This window comes from Salmonella sp. SAL04214 (assembly GCF_046550615.1).
GTDB lineage: Bacteria > Pseudomonadota > Gammaproteobacteria > Enterobacterales > Enterobacteriaceae > Salmonella > Salmonella enterica.
In genome coordinates this window covers 511,959-533,197 of sequence record NZ_JBGDXT010000002.1, presented here as the reverse complement: position 1 = coordinate 533,197, position 21,239 = coordinate 511,959, and the positions used below count along the sequence as shown (strand labels likewise).

Sequence of the window (21,239 nt, the reverse complement as noted above, 5' to 3'; positions counted from 1 at the left end):
GTGAAACGCCGTAGCGCCGATGGTAGTGTGGGGTCTCCCCATGCGAGAGTAGGGAACTGCCAGGCATCAAATTAAGCGAAAGGCTCAGTCGGAAGACTGGGCCTTTTGTTTTATCTGTGGTCTGTCGGTGAGCACTCTCCTGAGGAGGACAAATCCGCCGGGAGCGGATTTGAACGTTGCGCAGCAACGGCCCGGAGGGTGGCGGGCAGGACGCCCGCCATAAACTGCCAGGCATCAGACAAGTGAAGAAGCCCGTCCGTCAGGACGGGCTTTTTTGCGTGTGTGGTAACTGTAAAAATGTAGGCCTGATAAGCGCAGCGCCATCAGGCAACCGGCACCGCCGGATGGCAGTTTCGTCTTATCCGGCCTGTATGCACTTATCAGGCAGCACCACTACTCACGGATAAATTAAATTCAACAATGGATACGGTTTCCCAAGATCGTCAACCTCCGAACGTCCCGTCACCTTAAATCCCATTTTCTTATAAAATCCAACAGCTTGTGTATTTTGCTCGTTAACATTGGTTGTCAACCCCGGCGCCAGTGTTAACGCATGTTCAACTAATCTCTTACCGATACCCTGACCACGCACGTCCGGATCGACAAACAGCGCATCCATATGTTCGCCGGTAAGCAGCATAAATCCTACCGGCTCATCCTGATCGGTCACGGCAACCCATAGTGGCGCTTCTGGCAGAAAATCGCTCACCAGTTCTTCCAGTTCGGCCCGATAAGCGTTTGACAGAAAATCGTGCGTGGCATCGACTGAGCGACGCCAGATCGCAATCAGTTTTTCCCCTTCCTCATGCCTTGAACGGCGAATGTTAATCATCATCTTCACTCCTTTTTTGCTTACTTCTATTCTAATGCAAATGCTGTCGTGAAACTTTCTCACCTTGAACTTGCAGACTCGACATTCGCCTGATTTCTGAGTATCTTCAGCTATCTGGATGTCTAAACGTTTAAACGTATGTCGTGAGGTTATCAGGTTATGCCGATTCGCGTGCTGGACGAGCTACCCGCCGTCAATTTTTTACGTGAGGAGAATGTCTTCGTCATGACGACTTCTCGCGCATCAGGTCAGGAAATTCGCCCGCTAAAGGTACTTATCCTTAACCTGATGCCGAAGAAGATTGAAACGGAAAATCAGTTTCTGCGTTTGCTATCGAACTCGCCATTGCAGGTCGATATTCAACTACTGCGGATAGATGCCCGCGAGTCGAGGAACACGCCAGCCGAGCATCTGAACAACTTTTACTGTAACTTCGACGATATCTGCGATCAGAACTTTGATGGGCTTATCGTGACCGGAGCGCCGCTGGGTCTGGTGGAGTTTAATGACGTGGCTTACTGGCCGCAGATTAGGCAGGTGCTGGAATGGGCGAAAGATCACGTTACTTCGACGCTATTTGTCTGTTGGGCCGTTCAGGCCGCACTCAATATTCTGTATGGTATCCCTAAGCAGACCCGTACAGATAAACTTTCCGGCGTCTATGAACATCACATCCTTCATCCACATGCTCTGTTAACGCGTGGTTTTGATGATTCGTTTCTGGCGCCACACTCACGCTATGCCGATTTCCCGGCGGCGCTAATACGGGATTATACGGATCTTGAAATTCTGGCCGAAACAGAAGAAGGGGATGCGTACCTGTTTGCCAGCAAAGATAAACGTATTGCGTTTGTCACCGGTCATCCTGAATATGACGCTCATACGTTAGCGGGTGAATATTTTCGTGACGTTGAGGCCGGGTTAAATCCGGAGGTTCCGTACAACTATTTCCCAAAAAACGATCCGCAAAACATACCGCGCGCAACCTGGCGCAGCCACGGTAATTTACTGTTTACTAACTGGCTCAACTATTATGTCTACCAGATTACGCCATATGATCTGCGTCACATGAATCCAACCCTGGATTAATCTTCTGCTTCTGACGATCCTAAAGCGTTTCAGCATGTTGAATCAGGCACCTTCGGGTGCCTTTTTTATTTCCGAAACGCACCTCATCATGTAATTAAATTTAATTCATATTGTTATCAATAGGTTAATGAATAATTAAATTAAAAATGGAAATTGTTTTTGATTTTGAAATTTAATTGAGTAGTCTTAGTTGTGTTGAACGAAAAGCGCACAGTGATCCTTCGTTCGCATTGGGGATGTATCTGGATCAACAACGAGGAGCTGCATGATGAATCCACAGGCAACCACAACTGATGAATTAACCTTTACCAGGCCGCAAGGCGAGCTGGAAAAGCAAGTCCTGACCGCTGAAGCAGTCGAGTTTTTGACGGAGTTAGTCACCCGTTTTACGCCAAAACGCAATAAACTCCTGGCTGCACGTATCCAGCAACAGCAGGATATTGATAACGGTAAGTTGCCTGATTTTATTTCGGAAACCACTTCCATTAGAGAAAGTAATTGGCAGATTCGTGGTATTCCGGCGGATTTACAGGATCGCCGAGTAGAAATTACTGGGCCGGTTGAACGTAAAATGGTGATTAATGCCCTGAACGCAAATGTGAAAGTGTTTATGGCGGATTTTGAAGACTCGCTGGCGCCGGACTGGAATAAAGTTATTGATGGTCAAATCAACCTGCGTGATGCGGTGAACGGCACCATTAGCTATACCAACGAAGCCGGAAAAATCTATCAGCTCAAGCCCGATCCGGCCATATTGATTTGTCGTGTACGTGGTCTACATCTGCCAGAAAAACATGTTACCTGGCGGGGGGAAGCCATTCCCGGCAGCCTGTTTGATTTTGCTCTGTACTTTTTCCACAACTATAAAGCGCTGCTCGCTAAAGGTAGCGGCCCGTATTTTTACCTGCCGAAAACGCAAGCCTGGCAGGAAGCAGCCTGGTGGAGTGAAGTTTTCAGCTACGCTGAAGACCGCTTTAACCTGCCGCGCGGTACGATCAAAGCGACCCTGTTGATTGAAACGCTGCCAGCTGTTTTCCAGATGGATGAGATTCTTCATGCGTTGCGTGATCATATTGTCGGTCTCAACTGTGGTCGCTGGGATTATATTTTCAGCTATATCAAAACGTTGAAAAATCACCCGGATCGCGTCCTGCCGGACAGGCAGGTGGTAACGATGGACAAACCGTTTCTGAGCGCCTACTCGCGCCTGCTGATCAAAACCTGTCACAAGCGCGGCGCGTTCGCGATGGGCGGTATGGCGGCGTTTATCCCGAGCAAAGACGTTGAACGCAACAATCAGGTCCTTGCCAAAGTGAAAGCGGATAAAGCGCTGGAAGCGAACAACGGCCACGACGGCACGTGGATTGCGCATCCCGGGTTGGCGGATACCGCAATGGCCGTCTTTAACGAGGTACTGGGCGAGCACAAAAATCAGCTGTTCATTACCCGTGATGAAGATGCGCCGATTACCGCTGAACAGTTACTGGAGCCATGTGAAGGCGAACGCACAGAAGCGGGAATGCGCGCCAATATTCGCGTGGCAGTGCAGTACATTGAAGCGTGGATCTCCGGCAATGGCTGTGTACCGATTTACGGTCTGATGGAGGATGCCGCGACGGCGGAAATCTCACGAACCTCTATCTGGCAGTGGATTCACCATGAGAAAACACTGAGCAATGGAAAACCCGTAACGAAAGCGCTTTTCCGCGAAATGTTGGCGGAAGAGATGCGGGTAATCCAGGACGAACTGGGCGAGCACCGCTACAGCAGCGGGCGCTTCGACGATGCCGCACGTCTGATGGAGCAAATCACCACCTCAGATGACTTAATCGACTTCCTCACCCTGCCGGGCTATCGCTTACTGGCTTAATTCACCACATAACAATATGGAGCATCTGCACATGAAAACCCGTACTCAACAAATCGAAGAATTACAGAAAGAGTGGACACAACCGCGCTGGGAAGGCATCACCCGCCCGTACAGCGCGGAGGAGGTGGTGAAATTACGCGGCTCGGTTAACCCGGAATGCACGCTGGCGCAGCTCGGCGCCGCGAAAATGTGGCGGCTGTTGCACGGTGAAGCGAAAAAAGGCTATATCAACAGCCTTGGCGCGCTGACCGGCGGTCAGGCGTTGCAGCAGGCGAAAGCTGGTATTGAGGCGATTTATCTTTCAGGCTGGCAGGTGGCGGCAGATGCCAACCTGGCATCCAGCATGTATCCGGATCAATCGTTGTACCCGGCAAACTCTGTTCCGGCGGTAGTGGATCGGATCAACAACACTTTCCGTCGTGCAGATCAGATCCAGTGGGCATCCGGTATTGAACCCAACGATCCGCGCTATGTGGATTACTTCCTGCCGATCGTTGCTGATGCGGAAGCCGGTTTTGGCGGCGTTCTGAATGCCTTCGAACTGATGAAATCGATGATTGAAGCCGGTGCAGCGGCGGTACACTTTGAAGATCAGCTGGCGTCGGTGAAGAAATGCGGCCATATGGGCGGCAAGGTGCTGGTCCCCACGCAGGAAGCGATTCAGAAACTGGTTGCTGCGCGTCTGGCCGCTGATGTGATGGGCGTCCCGACGCTGGTGATTGCGCGCACCGATGCGGATGCGGCAGATCTGATCACCTCCGACTGCGATCCCTATGACAGCGGTTTTATTACCGGCGAACGCACCAGCGAAGGTTTCTACCGCACCCATGCGGGCATTGAGCAGGCGATCAGCCGCGGTCTGGCGTATGCCCCGTATGCCGATCTGGTATGGTGCGAAACCTCTACGCCGGATCTCGAACTGGCGCGTCGTTTTGCCGATGCTATCCACGCGAAGTATCCGGGCAAACTGCTGGCCTATAACTGTTCGCCATCCTTCAACTGGCAGAAGAATCTGGACGACAAGACCATTGCCAGCTTCCAGCAGCAGTTGTCGGACATGGGTTACAAATACCAGTTTATTACCCTGGCGGGCATCCACAGCATGTGGTTCAACATGTTCGACCTGGCGCACTCTTACGCACAGGGCGAGGGGATGAAGCACTACGTTGAGAAGGTTCAGCAGGCCGAGTTCGCGGCGGCGAAAGATGGCTACACCTTCGTTTCTCACCAGCAAGAGGTGGGCACCGGCTACTTCGATAATGTCACCACCATTATTCAGGGCGGCGCGTCATCCGTTACCGCGTTAACGGGTTCCACCGAAGAATCGCAGTTTTGATTGATGCCCGGTGGCGCTGCGCTTACCGGGCCTACAGATAGCGTAGGCCGGATAAGCGAACGCGCCATCCGGCATGACGTGGTGCCGGATGAGGGAAAAAAATGCCGCGTGGCCTGGAATTACTGATTGCTCAAACCATCCTGCAAGGCTTTGACGCGCAGTATGGTCGATTTCTGGAAGTGACTTCCGGCGCGCAGCAGCGTTTTGAACAGGCCGACTGGCACGCCGTCCAGCAGGCGATGAAAAGCCGTATCCACCTCTATGATCATCATGTGGGTCTGGTGGTGGAGCAACTGCGCTGTATTACCGATGGCAAAAGTACCGACGCGGATTTCCTTTTACGCGTTAAAGAGCATTACACCCGGCTGTTGCCGGATTACCCGCGCTTCGAGATTGCGGAGAGTTTTTTCAACTCCGTTTATTGCCGGTTATTTGACCACCGCTCGTTAACACCCGAGCGGTTGTTTATTTTCAGTTCGCAACCGGAGCGTCGCTTCCGTACTATCCCGCGCCCACTGGCCAAAGACTTCTTTCCCGATCACGGTTGGGAGCCGCTGTTGATGCGCATACTCAGTGACTTACCGCTGCGTCTGCCCTGGCAGAATAAAAGCCGGGATATCCGCTATATTATCGCGCACCTGACTGAAACACTGGGCGAGGACGCGCTACCTCGCTGCCATGTCCAGGTGGCGAACGAGTTGTTTTACCGTAATAAAGCGGCCTGGCTGGTAGGTAAATTAACCACACCTGACGGTACGCTGCCGTTTTTATTGCCGATTCATCGCACTGATGAGGGGGAACTGTTTGTCGATACCTGCCTGACCACCACAGCAGAAGCGAGCATTGTGTTTGGTTTTGCCCGCTCTTATTTTATGGTGTATGCGCCGCTGCCTGCCGCGCTGGTTGAGTGGTTGCGTGAAATCCTGCCGGGTAAAACCACTGCCGAACTGTATATGGCGATTGGCTGCCAGAAACATGCGAAAACCGAAAGCTACCGCGAATATTTATGTTATCTGGCTGAAAGCGATGAGAAATTCATTGAGGCGCCTGGCATCCGCGGCATGGTGATGCTGGTGTTTACCCTGCCAGGTTTCGACCGGGTATTTAAAATCATTAAAGACAAATTCGCCCCGCAGAAAGAGATGTCTGCCGCCCATGTGCGTGCCTGTTATCAACTGGTAAAAGAGCATGATCGCGTCGGTCGTATGGCGGATACCCAGGAGTTTGAGAATTTCGTACTGGATAAACGGCAAATTGATCCGGCGCTGATGGCGCTGTTACGGCAAGAAGTGCCAGAGAAGATTACCGATCTTGGGGAACATATCGTCATTCGCCATCTCTATATTGAACGTCGCATGGTGCCGCTCAATATCTGGCTGGAACAGGTAGAAGGCCAGCAGTTGCGCGATGCGATAGAAGAATATGGTAATGCGATTCGCCAGCTTGCCGCCGCTAATATTTTCCCCGGCGATATGTTGTTTAAAAACTTTGGCGTTACCCGTCATGGCCGCGTGGTGTTCTACGACTACGATGAAATTTGCTACATGACGGAAGTGAATTTCCGCGATATTCCGCCAGCGCGTTATCCGGAAGACGAACTGGCCAGCGAACCCTGGTATAGCGTCTCGCCAGGTGATGTTTTCCCGGAGGAGTTTCGCCACTGGCTGTGTGCCGATCCGCGTATCGGACCATTGTTTGAAGAGATGCATGCCGACCTGTTTCGCGCCGATTACTGGCGCGCGCTACAGACGCGTATTAAAGAAGGGCATGTAGAAGATGTGTATGCCTATCGACGTCGCCAGCGCTTTAGCGTGCGTTACGGCGCGATCTCAAGTACGGCGAACTCTTCGTAAACCAGTTCCATCTCCGGCGACCAATTACCCTCGCGCTCAAAAAAGGCCCGGTGTGCCGCTTGCCAGTACGCCAGGCTAAGATCGCCTTCGCCTTCCAGTGCGGCGAGATCGGCGCTCATCTCGTTAAAACGGATCAGCCTGAGCGCCAGCGTGCGTATGACGCACACGGCGTCGCCTGTGCCGTTGAGCACAATGTGATATGACCCGGGCGTGACAGGGGGCTGCTCTTTCTGATAGCTAACCAGCGAGCTACAGGTGCCACGCTTTTTACCGGCGACCACTAGCGCCGCCAGCTCGTCGGCCAGCGCCGGCGAATCACCGAAAGACCAACAGAAGGCCTGTGGGTACTTCTCCTGCCAGTATAATTTCAGGCTGCTCATTTCAGCGAGTTCCACCATAGGCCAGCGTCACCTCTTTCGCCGCTTTAATCACCATGGCGCCAAGTTCGGTGACGCGATCGTCGGTAATGCGTGAGCAGGGGCCGGAAATAGAGAGGGCCGCAAACGGTTCGCGGTGTTCGTCATAAATACACGAGGCCACGCAGCGCAGACCGAGCGCATGTTCTTCGTCGTCAAAGGAATAGCCGCGCTTGCGTGTTTGGGCGAGGTCATCTTTCAGATGGATCGGCGACACCAGCGTCGCATGGGTATAAGCGTGCAACCCCTTGCGGTGCAGCAGACTGGTAACCTGTTCCTCACTGAGCTGTGATAAAAACGCCTTGCCCGCGCCAGAGGCGTGCATGGGCAGCTTGCCGCCAATAGGGGCGGACATGCGCATCAATTGTGTGCACTGCACCTGGTCGATAATAATGGCCTGATGGTCGCTCTGGTCGAGTACGGCAAGGTTTACCGTTTCGCCGGAGTCCTCCATCAGCTTGCGCAAAATCGGATGGACAATCGCCAGCAGATTACGGCTCTGTAAGAAGCTGCTACCGACGATAAACGCGTGTGCGCCTACGGCCCAATGGCCCAGCTCACCAACCTGGCGGACAAAACCCTGCTGCTGCATGGTGGTGAGTAGACGGTGAGTCGTGGAATTAGGCAAACCCGCCTGTTGCGCCAGTTCGGTCAGCGCGACGCTGCCGTTGGACTCGGCAATCCACTCCAGCAGTTTCAGACCGCGAGTTAATGACTGAACCTGCCCGGTTACGGGTGCAGTGGTAGCGGCAGGTTTTCTCCCGCGTTTCGCGGGAACAGGGGCAACCATGGCAGACTCCTTTTTCTGTATCGTGGAAATCATTTTCGTTTTATTCAATTATAATGCAAGAGTTCCTGAACTGATCGGATGAGTGACATCACAGGATGCCCGATGGCGCTTCGCTTATCAGGCCTACGCTTTGGGAGCCGCCAAAGTAATTTGTAGGCTGGATAAGGCGCTTGCGCCGCCATCCGGCAAAGCGACAGAAGTGGGTGGCAAGCTGAACATGTCTCATGTTGCCCGTTGTTCTCTTTTCCGCCAGCACGCTTTGTGCCAGTATGGCTCGTTACGTGGAGCGTTGTCGGGAGCGAGTGTGAGCAGCAAAGTTGAACAACTGCGTGCGCAGTTAAATGAACGTATTCTGGTGCTGGACGGCGGTATGGGCACCATGATCCAGAGCTATCGTCTACATGAAGAAGATTTCCGCGGGGAGCGCTTTGCCGACTGGCCCTGCGACCTGAAAGGCAACAATGACCTGCTGGTACTCAGCAAGCCGGAGGTGATCGCCGCTATCCACAACGCCTACTTTGAGGCTGGCGCGGATATCATCGAAACCAACACCTTTAACTCGACAACCATTGCGATGGCGGATTACCGGATGGAATCCCTGTCGGCGGAAATTAACTATGCGGCGGCCAAACTGGCGCGTGCCTGCGCTGATGAATGGACGGCGCGAACACCAGAAAAACCACGCTTTGTTGCGGGCGTGCTTGGTCCAACTAACCGCACGGCCTCCATTTCGCCGGACGTCAACGACCCGGCGTTTCGTAATATCACCTTCGATCAGCTGGTGGCGGCCTACCGTGAATCCACCAAAGCGCTGGTGGAAGGTGGCGCAGATCTGATTCTGATTGAGACCGTTTTTGACACCCTGAATGCGAAAGCGGCGGTGTTTGCGGTGAAAGAAGAGTTTGAAGCGCTGGGCGTTGATCTGCCGATCATGATTTCCGGCACCATCACCGACGCCTCTGGCCGTACGCTTTCCGGCCAGACTACCGAAGCCTTTTATAACTCGCTGCGCCACGCCGAGGCGCTCACTTTTGGCCTTAACTGCGCACTGGGGCCAGATGAACTGCGCCAGTACGTCCAGGAACTGTCGCGGATTGCCGAATGCTACGTCACCGCGCACCCGAACGCCGGCCTGCCGAACGCTTTCGGCGAGTATGACCTCGACGCCGACACCATGGCGAAACAGATTCGCGAATGGGCGGAAGCGGGCTTCCTGAATATCGTTGGCGGCTGCTGCGGCACCACGCCGGAGCATATTGCGGCGATGAGCCGCGCCGTTGCCGGTTTGTCGCCGCGCCAGCTGCCGGATATCCCGGTGGCCTGCCGCCTTTCCGGCCTGGAGCCGCTGAACATTGGTGACGATAGCCTGTTTGTGAACGTCGGCGAACGTACTAACGTCACCGGCTCGGCCAAATTTAAACGGCTGATCAAAGAAGAGAAATACAGCGAAGCGCTGGATGTCGCCCGTCAGCAGGTAGAAAGCGGCGCGCAGATTATTGATATCAATATGGATGAGGGGATGCTCGACGCCGAAGCGGCGATGGTGCGTTTCCTCAGCCTGATTGCCGGTGAGCCGGACATTGCCCGTGTACCAATCATGATTGACTCCTCCAAATGGGAGGTTATCGAAAAAGGGCTGAAGTGCATTCAGGGTAAAGGCATCGTCAACTCTATTTCGATGAAAGAGGGCGTGGAAGCCTTTATTCATCATGCGAAGTTGCTACGTCGCTATGGCGCCGCAGTGGTGGTGATGGCTTTTGATGAGCAGGGGCAGGCCGATACCCGCGAGCGTAAAATCGAAATTTGCCGCCGAGCCTACAAAATTCTCACCGAAGAGGTGGGCTTCCCGCCGGAAGACATCATCTTCGACCCGAATATCTTCGCCGTCGCCACCGGTATTGAAGAGCACAACAACTACGCGCAGGACTTTATCGGCGCTTGTGAAGACATCAAACGCGAGCTGCCGCACGCGCTGATCTCCGGCGGCGTGTCTAACGTGTCCTTCTCGTTCCGCGGCAACGACCCGGTACGTGAGGCTATCCACGCGGTATTCCTCTACTACGCCATCCGCAACGGCATGGACATGGGCATCGTCAACGCCGGGCAACTGGCGATTTATGACGATCTGCCCGCCGAGCTGCGCGATGCGGTTGAAGATGTCATTCTTAACCGTCGCGATGACGGCACCGAACGTTTGCTGGAGCTGGCCGAGAAATACCGCGGCAGCAAAACCGACGAAGTTGCCAACGCCCAGCAGGCGGAATGGCGTAGCTGGGACGTGAAAAAGCGTCTCGAATACTCGCTGGTGAAAGGCATTACCGAATTTATCGAACAGGATACCGAAGAAGCCCGGCAGCAGGCCGCCCGCCCGATTGAGGTGATCGAAGGGCCGCTGATGGACGGCATGAACGTGGTTGGCGACCTGTTCGGCGAAGGGAAAATGTTCCTGCCGCAGGTGGTGAAATCCGCTCGTGTGATGAAACAAGCGGTGGCTTACCTGGAGCCGTTTATTGAAGCCAGCAAAGAAAAAGGCTCCAGCAACGGCAAGATGGTGATTGCCACCGTGAAGGGCGATGTGCACGACATTGGCAAGAACATCGTTGGCGTGGTGCTGCAATGCAACAACTACGAAATCGTCGATCTCGGCGTGATGGTGCCAGCGGAGAAAATCCTCAGAACGGCGCGTGAAGTGAATGCCGATCTGATTGGCCTTTCCGGGCTGATTACCCCGTCGCTGGACGAAATGGTCAACGTGGCGAAAGAGATGGAGCGTCAGGGCTTTACTATCCCGCTACTGATCGGCGGCGCAACCACTTCGAAAGCGCACACCGCGGTGAAAATCGAGCAGAACTACAGCGGTCCGACGGTCTACGTGCAGAATGCTTCGCGTACCGTGGGCGTGGTGGCGGCGCTACTCTCCGACAACCAGCGCGATGACTTTGTCGCCCGTACCCGCAAAGAGTACGAAACCGTGCGTATTCAGCACGCCCGCAAAAAACCGCGTACGCCGCCGGTCACGCTGGAAGCGGCGCGCGATAACGATCTGGCATTCGACTGGGAACGCTACACCCCGCCGGTAGCCCACCGTCTGGGCGTGCAGGAGGTGGAAGCCAGCATCGAAACTCTGCGCAACTACATCGACTGGACGCCGTTCTTTATGACCTGGTCGCTGGCCGGCAAATACCCGCGCATTCTGGAAGATGAGGTGGTGGGCGTTGAGGCGCAGCGTCTGTTTAACGACGCCAATGATATGCTGGATAAACTGAGCGCCGAGAAACTGTTGAATCCGCGTGGCGTGGTGGGCCTGTTCCCGGCGAACCGTGTGGGTGACGACATCGAAATTTATCGCGACGAAACCCGTACTCATGTTCTGACGGTCAGCCACCACCTGCGCCAGCAGACCGAGAAAGTCGGTTTTGCCAACTACTGTCTGGCGGATTTTATCGCGCCGAAACTGAGCGGAAAAGCGGATTACATCGGTGCTTTCGCGGTGACCGGCGGTCTGGAGGAGGATGCGCTGGCGGACGCCTTCGAAGCGCAACACGACGACTATAACAAGATCATGGTGAAAGCGATTGCCGACCGTCTGGCGGAAGCGTTTGCCGAGTATCTGCATGAGCGTGTACGTAAGGTTTACTGGGGATATGCGCCGAACGAGAGCCTGAGTAACGACGAATTAATCCGCGAAAACTACCAGGGGATTCGCCCGGCGCCGGGTTATCCTGCCTGCCCGGAACATACCGAAAAAGGCACTATCTGGCAGCTACTGGATGTCGAAAAACACACAGGGATGAAGCTCACCGAATCTTTCGCCATGTGGCCTGGCGCGTCGGTCTCCGGCTGGTACTTCAGCCATCCTGAGAGCAAATACTTCGCGGTAGCGCAGATCCAACGCGATCAGGTGACAGATTATGCTTTCCGTAAAGGAATGAGCGTTGAGGACGTTGAGCGGTGGCTGGCGCCGAACCTGGGTTACGATGCGGACTGATTCATAAAATCGTCACTTTTCCTTACAACATACAAGGCACTCATTGGGTGCCTTGTCTCTTTCTTACAATTAAACCCTTATACTGAAGGAAGGCTCTACGCTGAATTTGCCGGATGGCAGCGTAAACGCCTTATCCAGCATACCGTATTACGTATGGTAAGCCCGGTGGCGTGCAACGCCAGCAGGCCTTAACGCTGTGCGCCATCAGGCAATTTATCGCAAGTGAGCTTCAGGAAAACGTATAACGATAAGGAGAACCTGACGCCGTGTTAACTTTGCTCCATCTACTTTCTGCCGTTGCGCTGTTGGTATGGGGAACACATATCGTTCGTACTGGCGTAATGCGCGTGTTTGGCGCGCGTCTACGCACTGTCCTCAGCCGCAGCGTGGAAAAGAAACCGCTCGCCTTTTGTGCGGGTATCGGTGTTACCGCGCTGGTACAAAGCAGTAACGCCACCACTTTATTGGTAACGTCGTTTGTCGCCCAGGATCTTGTCGCCCTGACGCCAGCTCTGGTGATTGTGCTGGGCGCCGACGTGGGGACCGCGCTAATGGCGCGTATCCTGACCTTCGATCTCTCGTGGCTGTCGCCGCTGCTGATTTTTATCGGCGTGATTTTCTTTTTGGGACGTAAGCAGTCCCGCGCCGGGCAGCTGGGTCGCGTCGGTATCGGGCTTGGCCTGATTCTACTGGCGCTGGAGCTGATTGTGCAGGCGGTGACGCCGATCACTCAAGCTAATGGCGTGCAGGTCATTTTCGCGTCGCTGACGGGCGACATTATGCTGGATGCGCTGATTGGCGCGATGTTCGCTATTATCAGTTATTCCAGCCTGGCGGCGGTGTTGCTGACGGCGACCCTGACGGCGGCGGGGATTATATCGTTCCCGGTGGCGTTGTGCCTGGTCATCGGCGCCAATCTGGGATCGGGCTTGTTGGCGATGCTCAACAACAGCGCCGCCAATGCTGCCGCGCGTCGCGTAGCGCTCGGCAGCCTATTGTTCAAATTGATCGGCAGCCTGGTCATCCTGCCGTTTGTCCATCCGCTGGCGAATCTGATGGATGAGCTATCGCTACCGAAGTCAGAGCTGGTGATCTATTTCCACGTTTTCTATAACCTGGTGCGCTGCCTGGCGATGGTGCCATTTGCCGAGCTGATGGCGCGTTTTTGTAAACGGATTATTCGTGATGAGCCTGAACTGGATACCCATCTGAAGCCGAAACATCTGGATGTCAGCGCGCTGGATACGCCAACGCTGGCGCTGGCTAATGCTGCCCGTGAGGTGCTGCGCATTGGCGATGCGATGGAACAGATGATGGAAGGGCTAAAAAAGGTCATGCACGGCGAGCCGCGTGAAGAGAAAGCGCTGCGCAAGCTGGCGGATGACGTTAACGTGCTCTACACCGCGATTAAGCTTTATCTGGCGCGAATGCCAAAAGACGAGCTGGCGGCGGAGGAGTCCCGTCGGTGGGCGGAGATTATTGAGATGGCCCTGAACCTCGAACAGGCGTCGGATATTATCGAGCGAATGGGCAGCGAGATTGCCGACAAGTCGCTGGCGGCGCGTCGGGCATTTTCAGAAGAAGGATTGAAAGAGCTGGATGCGCTTTACGATCAACTGCTCAGTAATCTGCAACTGGCGATGTCGGTCTTTTTCTCCGGCGATGTCACCAGCGCCCGTCGGTTGCGCCGCAGTAAACATCGCTTCCGTATACTTAATCGCCGATACTCACATGCGCATGTCGACCGCCTGCACCAGCAGAACGTGCAAAGCATTGAAACCAGCTCGCTCCATTTAGGGCTGCTGGGCGATATGAAGCGTCTTAACTCACTGTTCTGTTCGGTCGCCTATAGCGTACTGGAACAGCCGGATCAGGACGAGGAACGCGGCGAGTATTAAGTGAAATGCCGGATGGCGGGGCCTACGGAGAACATGCGCGTAGGCCCGCCATTCGGCATTCAATGTGGCCTGGGATTAAAAGTGATGACCCGCTTCCAGCGCCACGGCCTCTTCGCCCGCTTTAAACACCCAGGTGGTATTCGGGCCGCCGAGAACCGCCTGGCCGTTGCTCACCTGAATCCAGTTACCTTCCGGCAAACCAATCACTGTCAGTTCCGGCGCGACCACCAGCAGTTCGCGAATACGCTGCTCGCGGGTCTCGCCCTTATGACCTTCCGGCAAGGCGTTAGTGAAGTGAGGATTAATTTGCAGCGGGAACAGATCCAGCGCGTCGAAACCGTTTGGATCGACGATCGGCATATCGTTGGTCGTGCGGATAGTCGGGCAGGCAAGGTTGGCGCCCGCGCTCCAGCCGATATACAGCGCGCCGCGTTTTACCCTGTCCGCCATCGGCGCCAGCAGCCCGCGTTCACGCGATTCTTTCAGTAGCTGAAAGGTATTTCCGCCGCCGACAATAATGATTTCCGCTTTCTCAATCGCCGCAAGCGGATCGGCGACACGATGAATCCCTGTGACGTTTATCCCTAATGGCGCAAGCACCTCTGCGGTTTTATCCGTGTACTCGTCCCATGTTTGCGTGACGCCGGCAAACGGAATAAACACGGCTGAGCGTCGACCGTTCAATTGATTCGCTATCAGCGGCAGAGCGTGTTCCAGCCAGGCCTTACCCGGCAGCGTCGAGTTACTTAATAAAAGCAGTTCCATTACTTCTCCACCTCATCAGGAAATGTCAAAACGTAATAATGCTACCATTATCCATTTAATGTCTTACTGATATGGCTCATGATGTTACGCGTGTCACAGGCAAAGCGCGGTCGCTAAAAGTGACGACAGGCCAGATCTGCCATCTGGTATCGCCTGAAAAATTACAGGTATAATCCGCAAAATTATTTAACACGTTTAGAGACGAAAATGGCAAAACTGACCTTACAAGAGCAACTGCTACAAGCGGGATTGGTGACCAGCAAAAAAATGGCCAAAGTCCAACGCACGGCTAAAAAATCACGCGTTCAGGCTCGTGAGGCCAGAGAAGCGGTGGAAGAAAATAAAAAGGCGCAACTTGAGCGTGATAAACAACTCAGTGAACAGCAAAAACAAGCGGTTTTAGCGAAAGAGTTTAAAGCTCAGGTTAAGCAACTTATTGAAATGAATAGAATCAATGTATCTAAAGGCGATATTGGTTTTAACTTCACCGATAATAACGTCATCAAAAAAATAGACGTGGATAAGCTCACTCAGACGCAACTGATTAATGGGCGTCTCGCGATTGCGCGTCTGGTTATCAATAACAGCGGTGAATGTGAATATGCGATTATTCCCGCGAGCGTCGCCGATAAAATCGCACAACGAGATGCGGACAGTATTGTCGTAAACAGTGCGCTGAGTCAGGAAGAGCAGGACGAAGATGATCCGTATGCCGATTTTAAAGTTCCTGACGATTTGATGTGGTAAGTCACATTCCCGACGTTTATGTAGAAAAATTTCTCAGAGAGTAAATATGCTGACCGACACATCTACCCGGCTTAATAAATATATCAGTGAAAGCGGCATCTGTTCGCGTCGCGAGGCGGACCGTTTTATCGAACAGGGCAATGTTTTTATCAACGGCAAACGCGCCGCCATTGGCGATCAGGTGGTCGCCGGGGATGTTGTTAAAGTAAATGGTCGGTTGATTGAGCCGCGAGAAGCGGATGATTTAGTGCTGATTGCGCTGAATAAACCGGTTGGCATTGTCAGTACCACTGAAGACGGCGAACGCGACAATATTGTCGATTTTGTGAACCACAGCAAACGTATCTTCCCGATTGGTCGTCTGGATAAAGACTCGCAGGGGCTGATATTTCTGACTAACCACGGCGATCTGGTCAATAAGATTCTGCGTGCCGGTAACGATCACGAAAAAGAGTATCTGGTGACGGTGGATAAACCGATTACCGACGAGTTTATTCGCGGTATGGGCGCTGGCGTGCCGATTCTGGGTACCGTCACCAAAAAATGTAAGGTGAAAAAAGAGGCTCCGTTTGTCTTTCGCATTACCCTGGTGCAGGGATTAAACCGTCAGATCCGTCGTATGTGTGAATACTTTGGTTATGAAGTGACGAAACTGGAGCGTACGCGCATTATGAACGTCAGCCTGAGCGGGATTCCTCTGGGCGAGTGGCGCGATCTGACGGACGATGAGCTGATCGATCTGTTTAAGTTGATTGAGCGTTCCTCTTCCGAAGCCAAACCAAAGGCCAAAGCGAAGCCGAAGACCACGGGTATTAAGCGACCGGTCGTGGCGATCGAAAAAAGCAATGAGAAAGCACGCCCGACATCAAGCGGTAAGCGCTTTACCTCGCCGGGACGAAAGAAAAAAGGACGTTAACGTCTGTCGCGCGTCGGCGTATTCGCCGACCAGGAGAATGACGCTTCCGTATCGGGTTTATACGCCTGCTTTTTCTTCAACTGGCGGGCTTTTTTCGCTTCAGCCTCACGCAGCGCCATCAGCTTATCGATGTACTCTTTTTTTACGCTGTTGGTCTCAGAATTGGTCAGCGGACGTCCGTGCGCAATACGGGCGCGGTCCAGCAACGTTTTCAGTTCGCGCTGTTCGCGCTCGGTCATCTCTTTTTGGGTAATGCGGGGGAGTGCCATACGGGTGCCCTCAGTTAGCCGATGCATTTAGTCTACGGCAATACGCAACGGGCGGATAGCGTGTAAGCCGGGTAAGCTTGCGCCACCCGGCAATATTTTAATTTACCTTTGCCGTTTCGCCCGATTTTTCAACAATCGGTTTCCCGGACCAGTAACCAGCCAGTAGTGACCCTGAAAGGTTGTGCCACACTGAGAACAGCGCGCCAGGCAGCGCTGCGAGCGGGCCAAAGTAGATTTTACCCAATGCAGCAGCAAGACCAGAGTTCTGCATCCCGACTTCGATCGCCAGCGTTCGACAGGTTGACTCATCAAAACCGAACAGACGCCCACCCCAGTAGCCGCCAAGCAGGCCAAGGGTGTTATGCAGGATCACTGCGATGATCACCATAAAGCCGACGGAGGCGATATGTGAAGCTGAACCCGCGACCACCGCGCTGATGATTGCCAAAATGCACACCATCGAGAATGCTGGCAGATAAGGTTTTACCACTTTCACTACGCGCGGAAACAGATGGTGAATCACCAGCCCCAGCGTGATTGGAATGACCACAATCTGTAGAATGCTCAGCAGCATACCCATCACGTCGACTTGAATATGGGCATCGACGTACAGGCGCGTGAGTAGTGGTGTGGCGACCACGCCGACCAGCGTGGAGACCGATGAAATGGTGACTGAGAGCGCGACGTCTCCCTTCGCCAGATAGATCATTACGTTAGAGGCGGTGCCGCTGGCTACGCTGCCGACCAGTACCATCCCGGCGGACAGATCTGGCGGCATCTTAAACAGCAACGCCAGCAGCCATGCCGCGAGCGGCATTACCAGATAGTGCAGGAATATCCCTGCGGCGACAGGGGCTGGTCGGGAGAGCACGCGTTTAAAGTCGTCAACGTTAAGATGGACCCCCATACCGAACATAATCAACATCAGTAGTGTCGCGACCCACGGCCCAACAGGAGTGAAGGTGGATGGTGTGTAATACGCAATGAGAGAGAGCAGCAGCGCCCATAACGGGAACAGCCGGGTAATGACGGCGAGCATGTTGTTTTCCTTGCAAGTATGTTGTGTTTGTTATCAACGGGTCAGGATCGAGCCAGACCATAGTTATTGTTTATCGCGTGAAGGAAGATTATTCAAACAAATTACGCTCATGATCCAGTGTGGGCACATGGCAGGCTGGATGACGCGCCTGCGTCGCCATCCGGCAACGTATCGCCCGATGGCGCTTACGCTACCGTATTAGAAATATATAGAGGTTCTGGTGGCGTAAAGAAAAGCGCCGGCATTGAAGAGAAGGAAGCTTTAACGCAGTGATAACTTATATTGTTTCACTTTGCTTTGGATTGTGTTTTTTAAACTAAAATAAGGCACCCAGGGCAATGCTGTGTTCCAGGGGCGAGGGGAACCATGAAAACAGACTATGCTTGCTCCGTCAGGTAATTTTCCATTACCTGTCCCATCGTATAGTTCAGGGTTAAAACCAATCATTTTTGGTGTTGCTATATTAGCTTTGTAACTAATAATTCTTCCGGGTAAGATGTTTTGCCATCTTTCAGCATCTTGACATATTCTGCCGATAAATCCTTGATCGCCATGATAGGGCGGGGTTCTTATGGCATTGATTTCCTTTTCAGGATTTTTCATAAATTCATCCCACACATTTTTTTTTGCGGGTGCAGGAATAAACATAATACCTGTTGCTGGCGCAACTGAAGCACCATGCTGAGAAAAGTCATTAAGTAATGTTATTTTTTTCATAGTTGTCAGAGGAGTAATATCTCCCACAATAACGCTATCTATATCAATATAGAGAATATCCTCATTACCAAGAACAGGATGCAGTGGATTGAAAAGTTCTAGTTTTGCCCACCATCCTGGCCAATCATACAAAAGAGGCGCTGTATTTACCCCTTTTATCTTTAGCGCATCTGTTAAACAAACAGAATCATAACCTTTGAGCTGCTTATGTAACCATTGAGCATGTTTTGTGGTGAAGTCTTTGCTTTGTCTGAGCACAGAAACAATAATCATTATATTCCCCGGTGAATATTAGGTGTTTTTAGCCATGTTCCACTATATTTAATGTGCTTTATATTGCAACAAAATTAGTGTTCATATGGTTATTGAAGTTTAATTACATTCAAGATGTGAATGTAACTTATTTGTTTATAATGTTATTAATATATGTAATGTAAGTTGATAAATGGTTTAGTGATTGTTTTGTCTTTTATATTTTCATGGGGAGATATAAAATAAGAGTTGGGATGGGAGTGATCTTATTTCCCCTTTTTGTTTGTGGTGGTTTTTATGTTGCTGAATTGGATTAAACACTTCAGTGTTTAAAGCGCGAGGTCCGCAGTATTTTTATCCATCTTCTCAGGCAACCGGGAGGCAGGTATCCCGGAGTTGGACAGACTGCAGTGATGTTACGAGAACGATGCCCGATAGCGTTTACGCTACCGGGCCTTACTAAACGCTCTATCAGAATAGTGATGTGGACATCAGGTCAGAGAATGAACTTAACAATCATTCACAAAAGAAATGTTTTATTTTTAGTCTATTAACCTGATGAGAAAAGTCTATAAAATATTGCAATATTAAGATTTAGATTAATCCCATTTTTTGTGATTCATTAATGGGATTACTTCTGATATTTTTTTTGTTATATATATGCTATTTGCTGGAATGCTCTTATTTACAAATGACATTGCTCCAATAGTGACATTATCACCGATAGTAATAGAGCCTATAATGCAGGTGTTGGCTCCTATATCTACATTATTGCCGATAATAATGAAATCATCTTCTTTTAAACCTTGCTTGTTTCCTACTGTTGTATTTTGCTTAAGCGATAAATTACAACCGATACGAGCTTTTTTCGTGATGACGATCCCCATGTGATGCGGAATATCCAAACCATAGCCGATTACTGCTCCCAGCTCTATATCAATTCCAAATTTGGAATTTAGCTTGCGATTAATCCATAATCCAGTTTTTTTCTGTTTTTTTGAACCATAGATATACATCTCATTTGCCAGACGCCACCAAAATAAAAAGTTACGACGGCGATTGTTATTGGCCTGCATAAGTAATCGACATAATGAAAATTCATTCCTGCGAATAATCTCATGCCGCCAGTATTCCCGTAATTCACTTCCTTTTTTAGATATGGAAAATAATAAGCAATGTAAGAGTTTGATTTTTTCTTCCTCCAGTGAAGAAAGCTAGCTTGTTAGATAAATGTTATTATCGTAGGGGGTTCACGTATCAATTGGTAAAAATACTATAAGATGGTTTTTTATAATACTTCATTTGCTATGCAAACTGAACATTTGATGCTAAAAAATAATAAAGGGTATTACTTTAATTCAACACCGCCGGGCTTTATACCCGGCGAGAGATTCAACAATCGTATTGCCAGCTACTGACTAAGGCATAAAGGTGGCTGGGGGAGTAGCGCCAGCTATCGTTTAGCCCGAGAAATTCAGCGCAAAACTCGCTGCAAAACAGTCTATCTTTGCGCTCCCGGTTATACAGCGCGATACCGAGCGCGCCCTGCCAGTCATAGCGTTTGCCGTTATGTTTGCGGAAAAAGACTTCCACTTCCGGCAACGTGGCCTTTAACGGTAGCTTATCCCACTTATCGTCCGGTAACGGTATTATCTTTCCCCGCACGCCGCGATCGCGAAACGACGCGGAGTAGCAGAGGTATTCATTACCGCCGTGTTCTACCGCCAGTTCACAGTGAGAGTAGATACCGCGCGTGACTTTGCGCGTGAGCCAGTCGGCCAGCCTGGCGATGCCGCGATACTCCGATCGCCCCTTATAGCAAGCGAGCCAGACGGTGGTTTGACTCATGGCTGCCAGCCTGATGAGTAGTCGTAGTCGAGCACAGCCTCGATATCCTCCAGCGCCTCTACCGCCGCAATATGCCGCTGCGCGTTGGCAAACAGGCGCATATCGTGATCCACGGTGACGGTTTCAAACTGCGCGGCGATGTCGTTGGTCAGTTTAATCAAACCGTTATTTTTGGTCTGCCACATTAACCCTGCCGGAATCTGCTTTGCCTGACCCATTCTGGTGAGTGACATTTGCTGAATACGGCTGTTAGCATCGCTGTGGAAATGGTTGCCGTCGATAATGATGTAATCGGCGGTAACGGTGTCGCGCCGGGTTTTGATTTGCTGAATTTTGGCTGCTTTTATATCGCTAAGAACCATACGCATCTGAGTTTCATCAAATACCCATTCGCCTTTTTCCAGCTTATAAAAGTTACCTGGTGGTGGAGCAGTGACAAATGATAATGTTTCACTATTAACCCAGGTACGATTATTCGTGTTTGCGTATTCTTGCCATTGTTGTTCAGTAACTTCAATCAAATATTTTCTTTCTGGATAATTGTAGAGTTCTGTATCCATCCAGTCTAGGACAATAAATGATTGTGGATCATAATATGCGTATTTTGCCATTTT

At 51.7% G+C, this 21,239-nt stretch carries 19 protein-coding genes and 1 pseudogene; 9 read left to right on the top strand and 11 right to left on the bottom strand.

What is annotated here, in order from left to right:
* Positions 1-397 precede the first annotated feature (397 nt).
* Positions 398-835, bottom strand: a complete 438-nt coding sequence (locus ACLJQD_RS05705; RefSeq protein ID WP_000973248.1) for an acetyltransferase — start codon at positions 833-835, stop codon at positions 398-400.
* Between the two features lie 156 nt (positions 836-991).
* Here ACLJQD_RS05705 and metA point away from each other — a divergent pair, with 156 nt between their 5' ends.
* From metA to aceK, 4 genes are all read left to right on the top strand, one after another.
* Positions 992-1,921 carry a homoserine O-succinyltransferase MetA gene (gene metA, locus ACLJQD_RS05700; protein WP_001122767.1) on the top strand — a complete coding sequence of 310 codons (930 nt, stop codon included), beginning with the start codon at positions 992-994 and terminating at the stop codon, positions 1,919-1,921.
* A 268-nt stretch (positions 1,922-2,189) separates the two neighbouring features.
* Positions 2,190-3,791, top strand: coding sequence for a malate synthase A (gene aceB, locus ACLJQD_RS05695; RefSeq protein WP_017441273.1), 1,602 nt, complete (start codon positions 2,190-2,192; stop codon positions 3,789-3,791).
* Positions 3,792-3,822: 31 nt separating this feature from the next.
* On the top strand, positions 3,823-5,127 hold the full coding sequence (aceA, locus tag ACLJQD_RS05690) for an isocitrate lyase (protein ID WP_017441272.1): 1,305 nt from the start codon (positions 3,823-3,825) through the stop codon (positions 5,125-5,127).
* 101 nt (positions 5,128-5,228) lie between these two features.
* Positions 5,229-6,980 (top strand): bifunctional isocitrate dehydrogenase kinase/phosphatase, encoded by a 1,752-nt coding sequence (gene aceK / locus ACLJQD_RS05685; protein ID WP_001137268.1) that lies wholly within the window; start codon positions 5,229-5,231, stop codon positions 6,978-6,980.
* Here aceK and ACLJQD_RS05680 read toward each other — a convergent pair.
* The gene (locus ACLJQD_RS05680; protein WP_010989091.1) at positions 6,944-7,351 is read right to left on the bottom strand and encodes an ASCH domain-containing protein; all 408 of its coding nucleotides are present in this window, start codon (positions 7,349-7,351) and stop codon (positions 6,944-6,946) included. The two genes, aceK and ACLJQD_RS05680, sit on opposite strands and share 37 nt — an antisense overlap.
* 10 nt (positions 7,352-7,361) lie before the next feature.
* Entirely contained in the window at positions 7,362-8,186 is an 825-nt protein-coding gene (gene iclR, locus ACLJQD_RS05675; RefSeq protein WP_000226430.1) for a glyoxylate bypass operon transcriptional repressor IclR, read from the bottom strand.
* Positions 8,187-8,490: 304 nt separating this feature from the next.
* Between iclR and metH the strand changes: the two genes are divergently transcribed.
* Together metH and ACLJQD_RS05665 are read left to right on the top strand one after the other, a co-directional pair.
* Positions 8,491-12,174 (top strand): methionine synthase, encoded by a 3,684-nt coding sequence (gene metH / locus ACLJQD_RS05670; RefSeq protein WP_017441271.1) that lies wholly within the window; start codon positions 8,491-8,493, stop codon positions 12,172-12,174.
* A gap of 266 nt (positions 12,175-12,440) precedes the next feature.
* The gene (locus ACLJQD_RS05665; protein ID WP_000956811.1) at positions 12,441-14,072 is read left to right on the top strand and encodes a Na/Pi cotransporter family protein; all 1,632 of its coding nucleotides are present in this window, start codon (positions 12,441-12,443) and stop codon (positions 14,070-14,072) included.
* Positions 14,073-14,147: 75 nt separating this feature from the next.
* Here the strand turns inward: ACLJQD_RS05665 and pepE are convergent, their stop codons facing one another.
* Entirely contained in the window at positions 14,148-14,837 is a 690-nt protein-coding gene (gene pepE / locus ACLJQD_RS05660) for a dipeptidase PepE (RefSeq protein WP_000421775.1), read from the bottom strand.
* A gap of 71 nt (positions 14,838-14,908) precedes the next feature.
* On the opposite strand from pepE, the gene ACLJQD_RS05655 reads away from it, so the two are divergent.
* Genes ACLJQD_RS05655 through rluF form a run of 3 tightly spaced genes read left to right on the top strand, consistent with a single transcriptional unit; the run spans position 14,909 to position 16,500 of the window.
* Positions 14,909-15,010, top strand: coding sequence for a hypothetical protein (locus tag ACLJQD_RS05655; RefSeq protein ID WP_001541281.1), 102 nt, complete (start codon positions 14,909-14,911; stop codon positions 15,008-15,010).
* A 34-nt stretch (positions 15,011-15,044) separates the two neighbouring features.
* Positions 15,045-15,584, top strand: coding sequence for a DUF2058 domain-containing protein (locus tag ACLJQD_RS05650; protein ID WP_001096724.1), 540 nt, complete (start codon positions 15,045-15,047; stop codon positions 15,582-15,584).
* 46 nt (positions 15,585-15,630) lie between these two features.
* A complete protein-coding gene (gene rluF, locus ACLJQD_RS05645) occupies positions 15,631-16,500 on the top strand; it encodes a 23S rRNA pseudouridine(2604) synthase RluF (RefSeq protein WP_000954619.1) in 870 nt (289 codons plus the stop codon).
* Here the strand turns inward: rluF and ACLJQD_RS05640 are convergent.
* The 7 genes and pseudogenes from ACLJQD_RS05640 to ACLJQD_RS05610 all read right to left on the bottom strand — a co-directional run bounded on the left by ACLJQD_RS05640 (position 16,497) and on the right by ACLJQD_RS05610 (position 21,236).
* Positions 16,497-16,769 carry a DUF3811 domain-containing protein gene (locus tag ACLJQD_RS05640; RefSeq protein ID WP_017441270.1) on the bottom strand — a complete coding sequence of 91 codons (273 nt, stop codon included), beginning with the start codon at positions 16,767-16,769 and terminating at the stop codon, positions 16,497-16,499. The two genes, rluF and ACLJQD_RS05640, sit on opposite strands and share 4 nt — an antisense overlap.
* 97 nt (positions 16,770-16,866) lie before the next feature.
* Positions 16,867-17,808: a ketopantoate/pantoate/pantothenate transporter PanS gene (gene panS, locus ACLJQD_RS05635; protein ID WP_000881647.1), complete on the bottom strand. Its 942-nt coding sequence runs from the start codon at positions 17,806-17,808 to the stop codon at positions 16,867-16,869.
* Positions 17,809-18,069: 261 nt separating this feature from the next.
* Complete coding sequence (locus ACLJQD_RS05630; protein WP_000587738.1) at positions 18,070-18,798, bottom strand: hypothetical protein; 729 nt, start codon at positions 18,796-18,798, stop codon at positions 18,070-18,072.
* A gap of 578 nt (positions 18,799-19,376) precedes the next feature.
* Complete coding sequence (locus tag ACLJQD_RS05625) at positions 19,377-19,664, bottom strand: DapH/DapD/GlmU-related protein (protein WP_223164424.1); 288 nt, start codon at positions 19,662-19,664, stop codon at positions 19,377-19,379.
* Positions 19,665-19,694: 30 nt separating this feature from the next.
* Positions 19,695-19,921, bottom strand: a pseudogene (locus ACLJQD_RS05620) (hypothetical protein); the annotation flags it as partial.
* A gap of 248 nt (positions 19,922-20,169) precedes the next feature.
* Complete coding sequence (locus ACLJQD_RS05615; RefSeq protein ID WP_017441268.1) at positions 20,170-20,625, bottom strand: hypothetical protein; 456 nt, start codon at positions 20,623-20,625, stop codon at positions 20,170-20,172.
* Positions 20,622-21,236 carry a DUF4376 domain-containing protein gene (locus tag ACLJQD_RS05610; RefSeq protein WP_017441267.1) on the bottom strand — a complete coding sequence of 205 codons (615 nt, stop codon included), beginning with the start codon at positions 21,234-21,236 and terminating at the stop codon, positions 20,622-20,624. Before ACLJQD_RS05610 ends, ACLJQD_RS05615 begins: the two co-directional genes overlap by 4 nt.
* Positions 21,237-21,239: the final 3 nt, after the last annotated feature.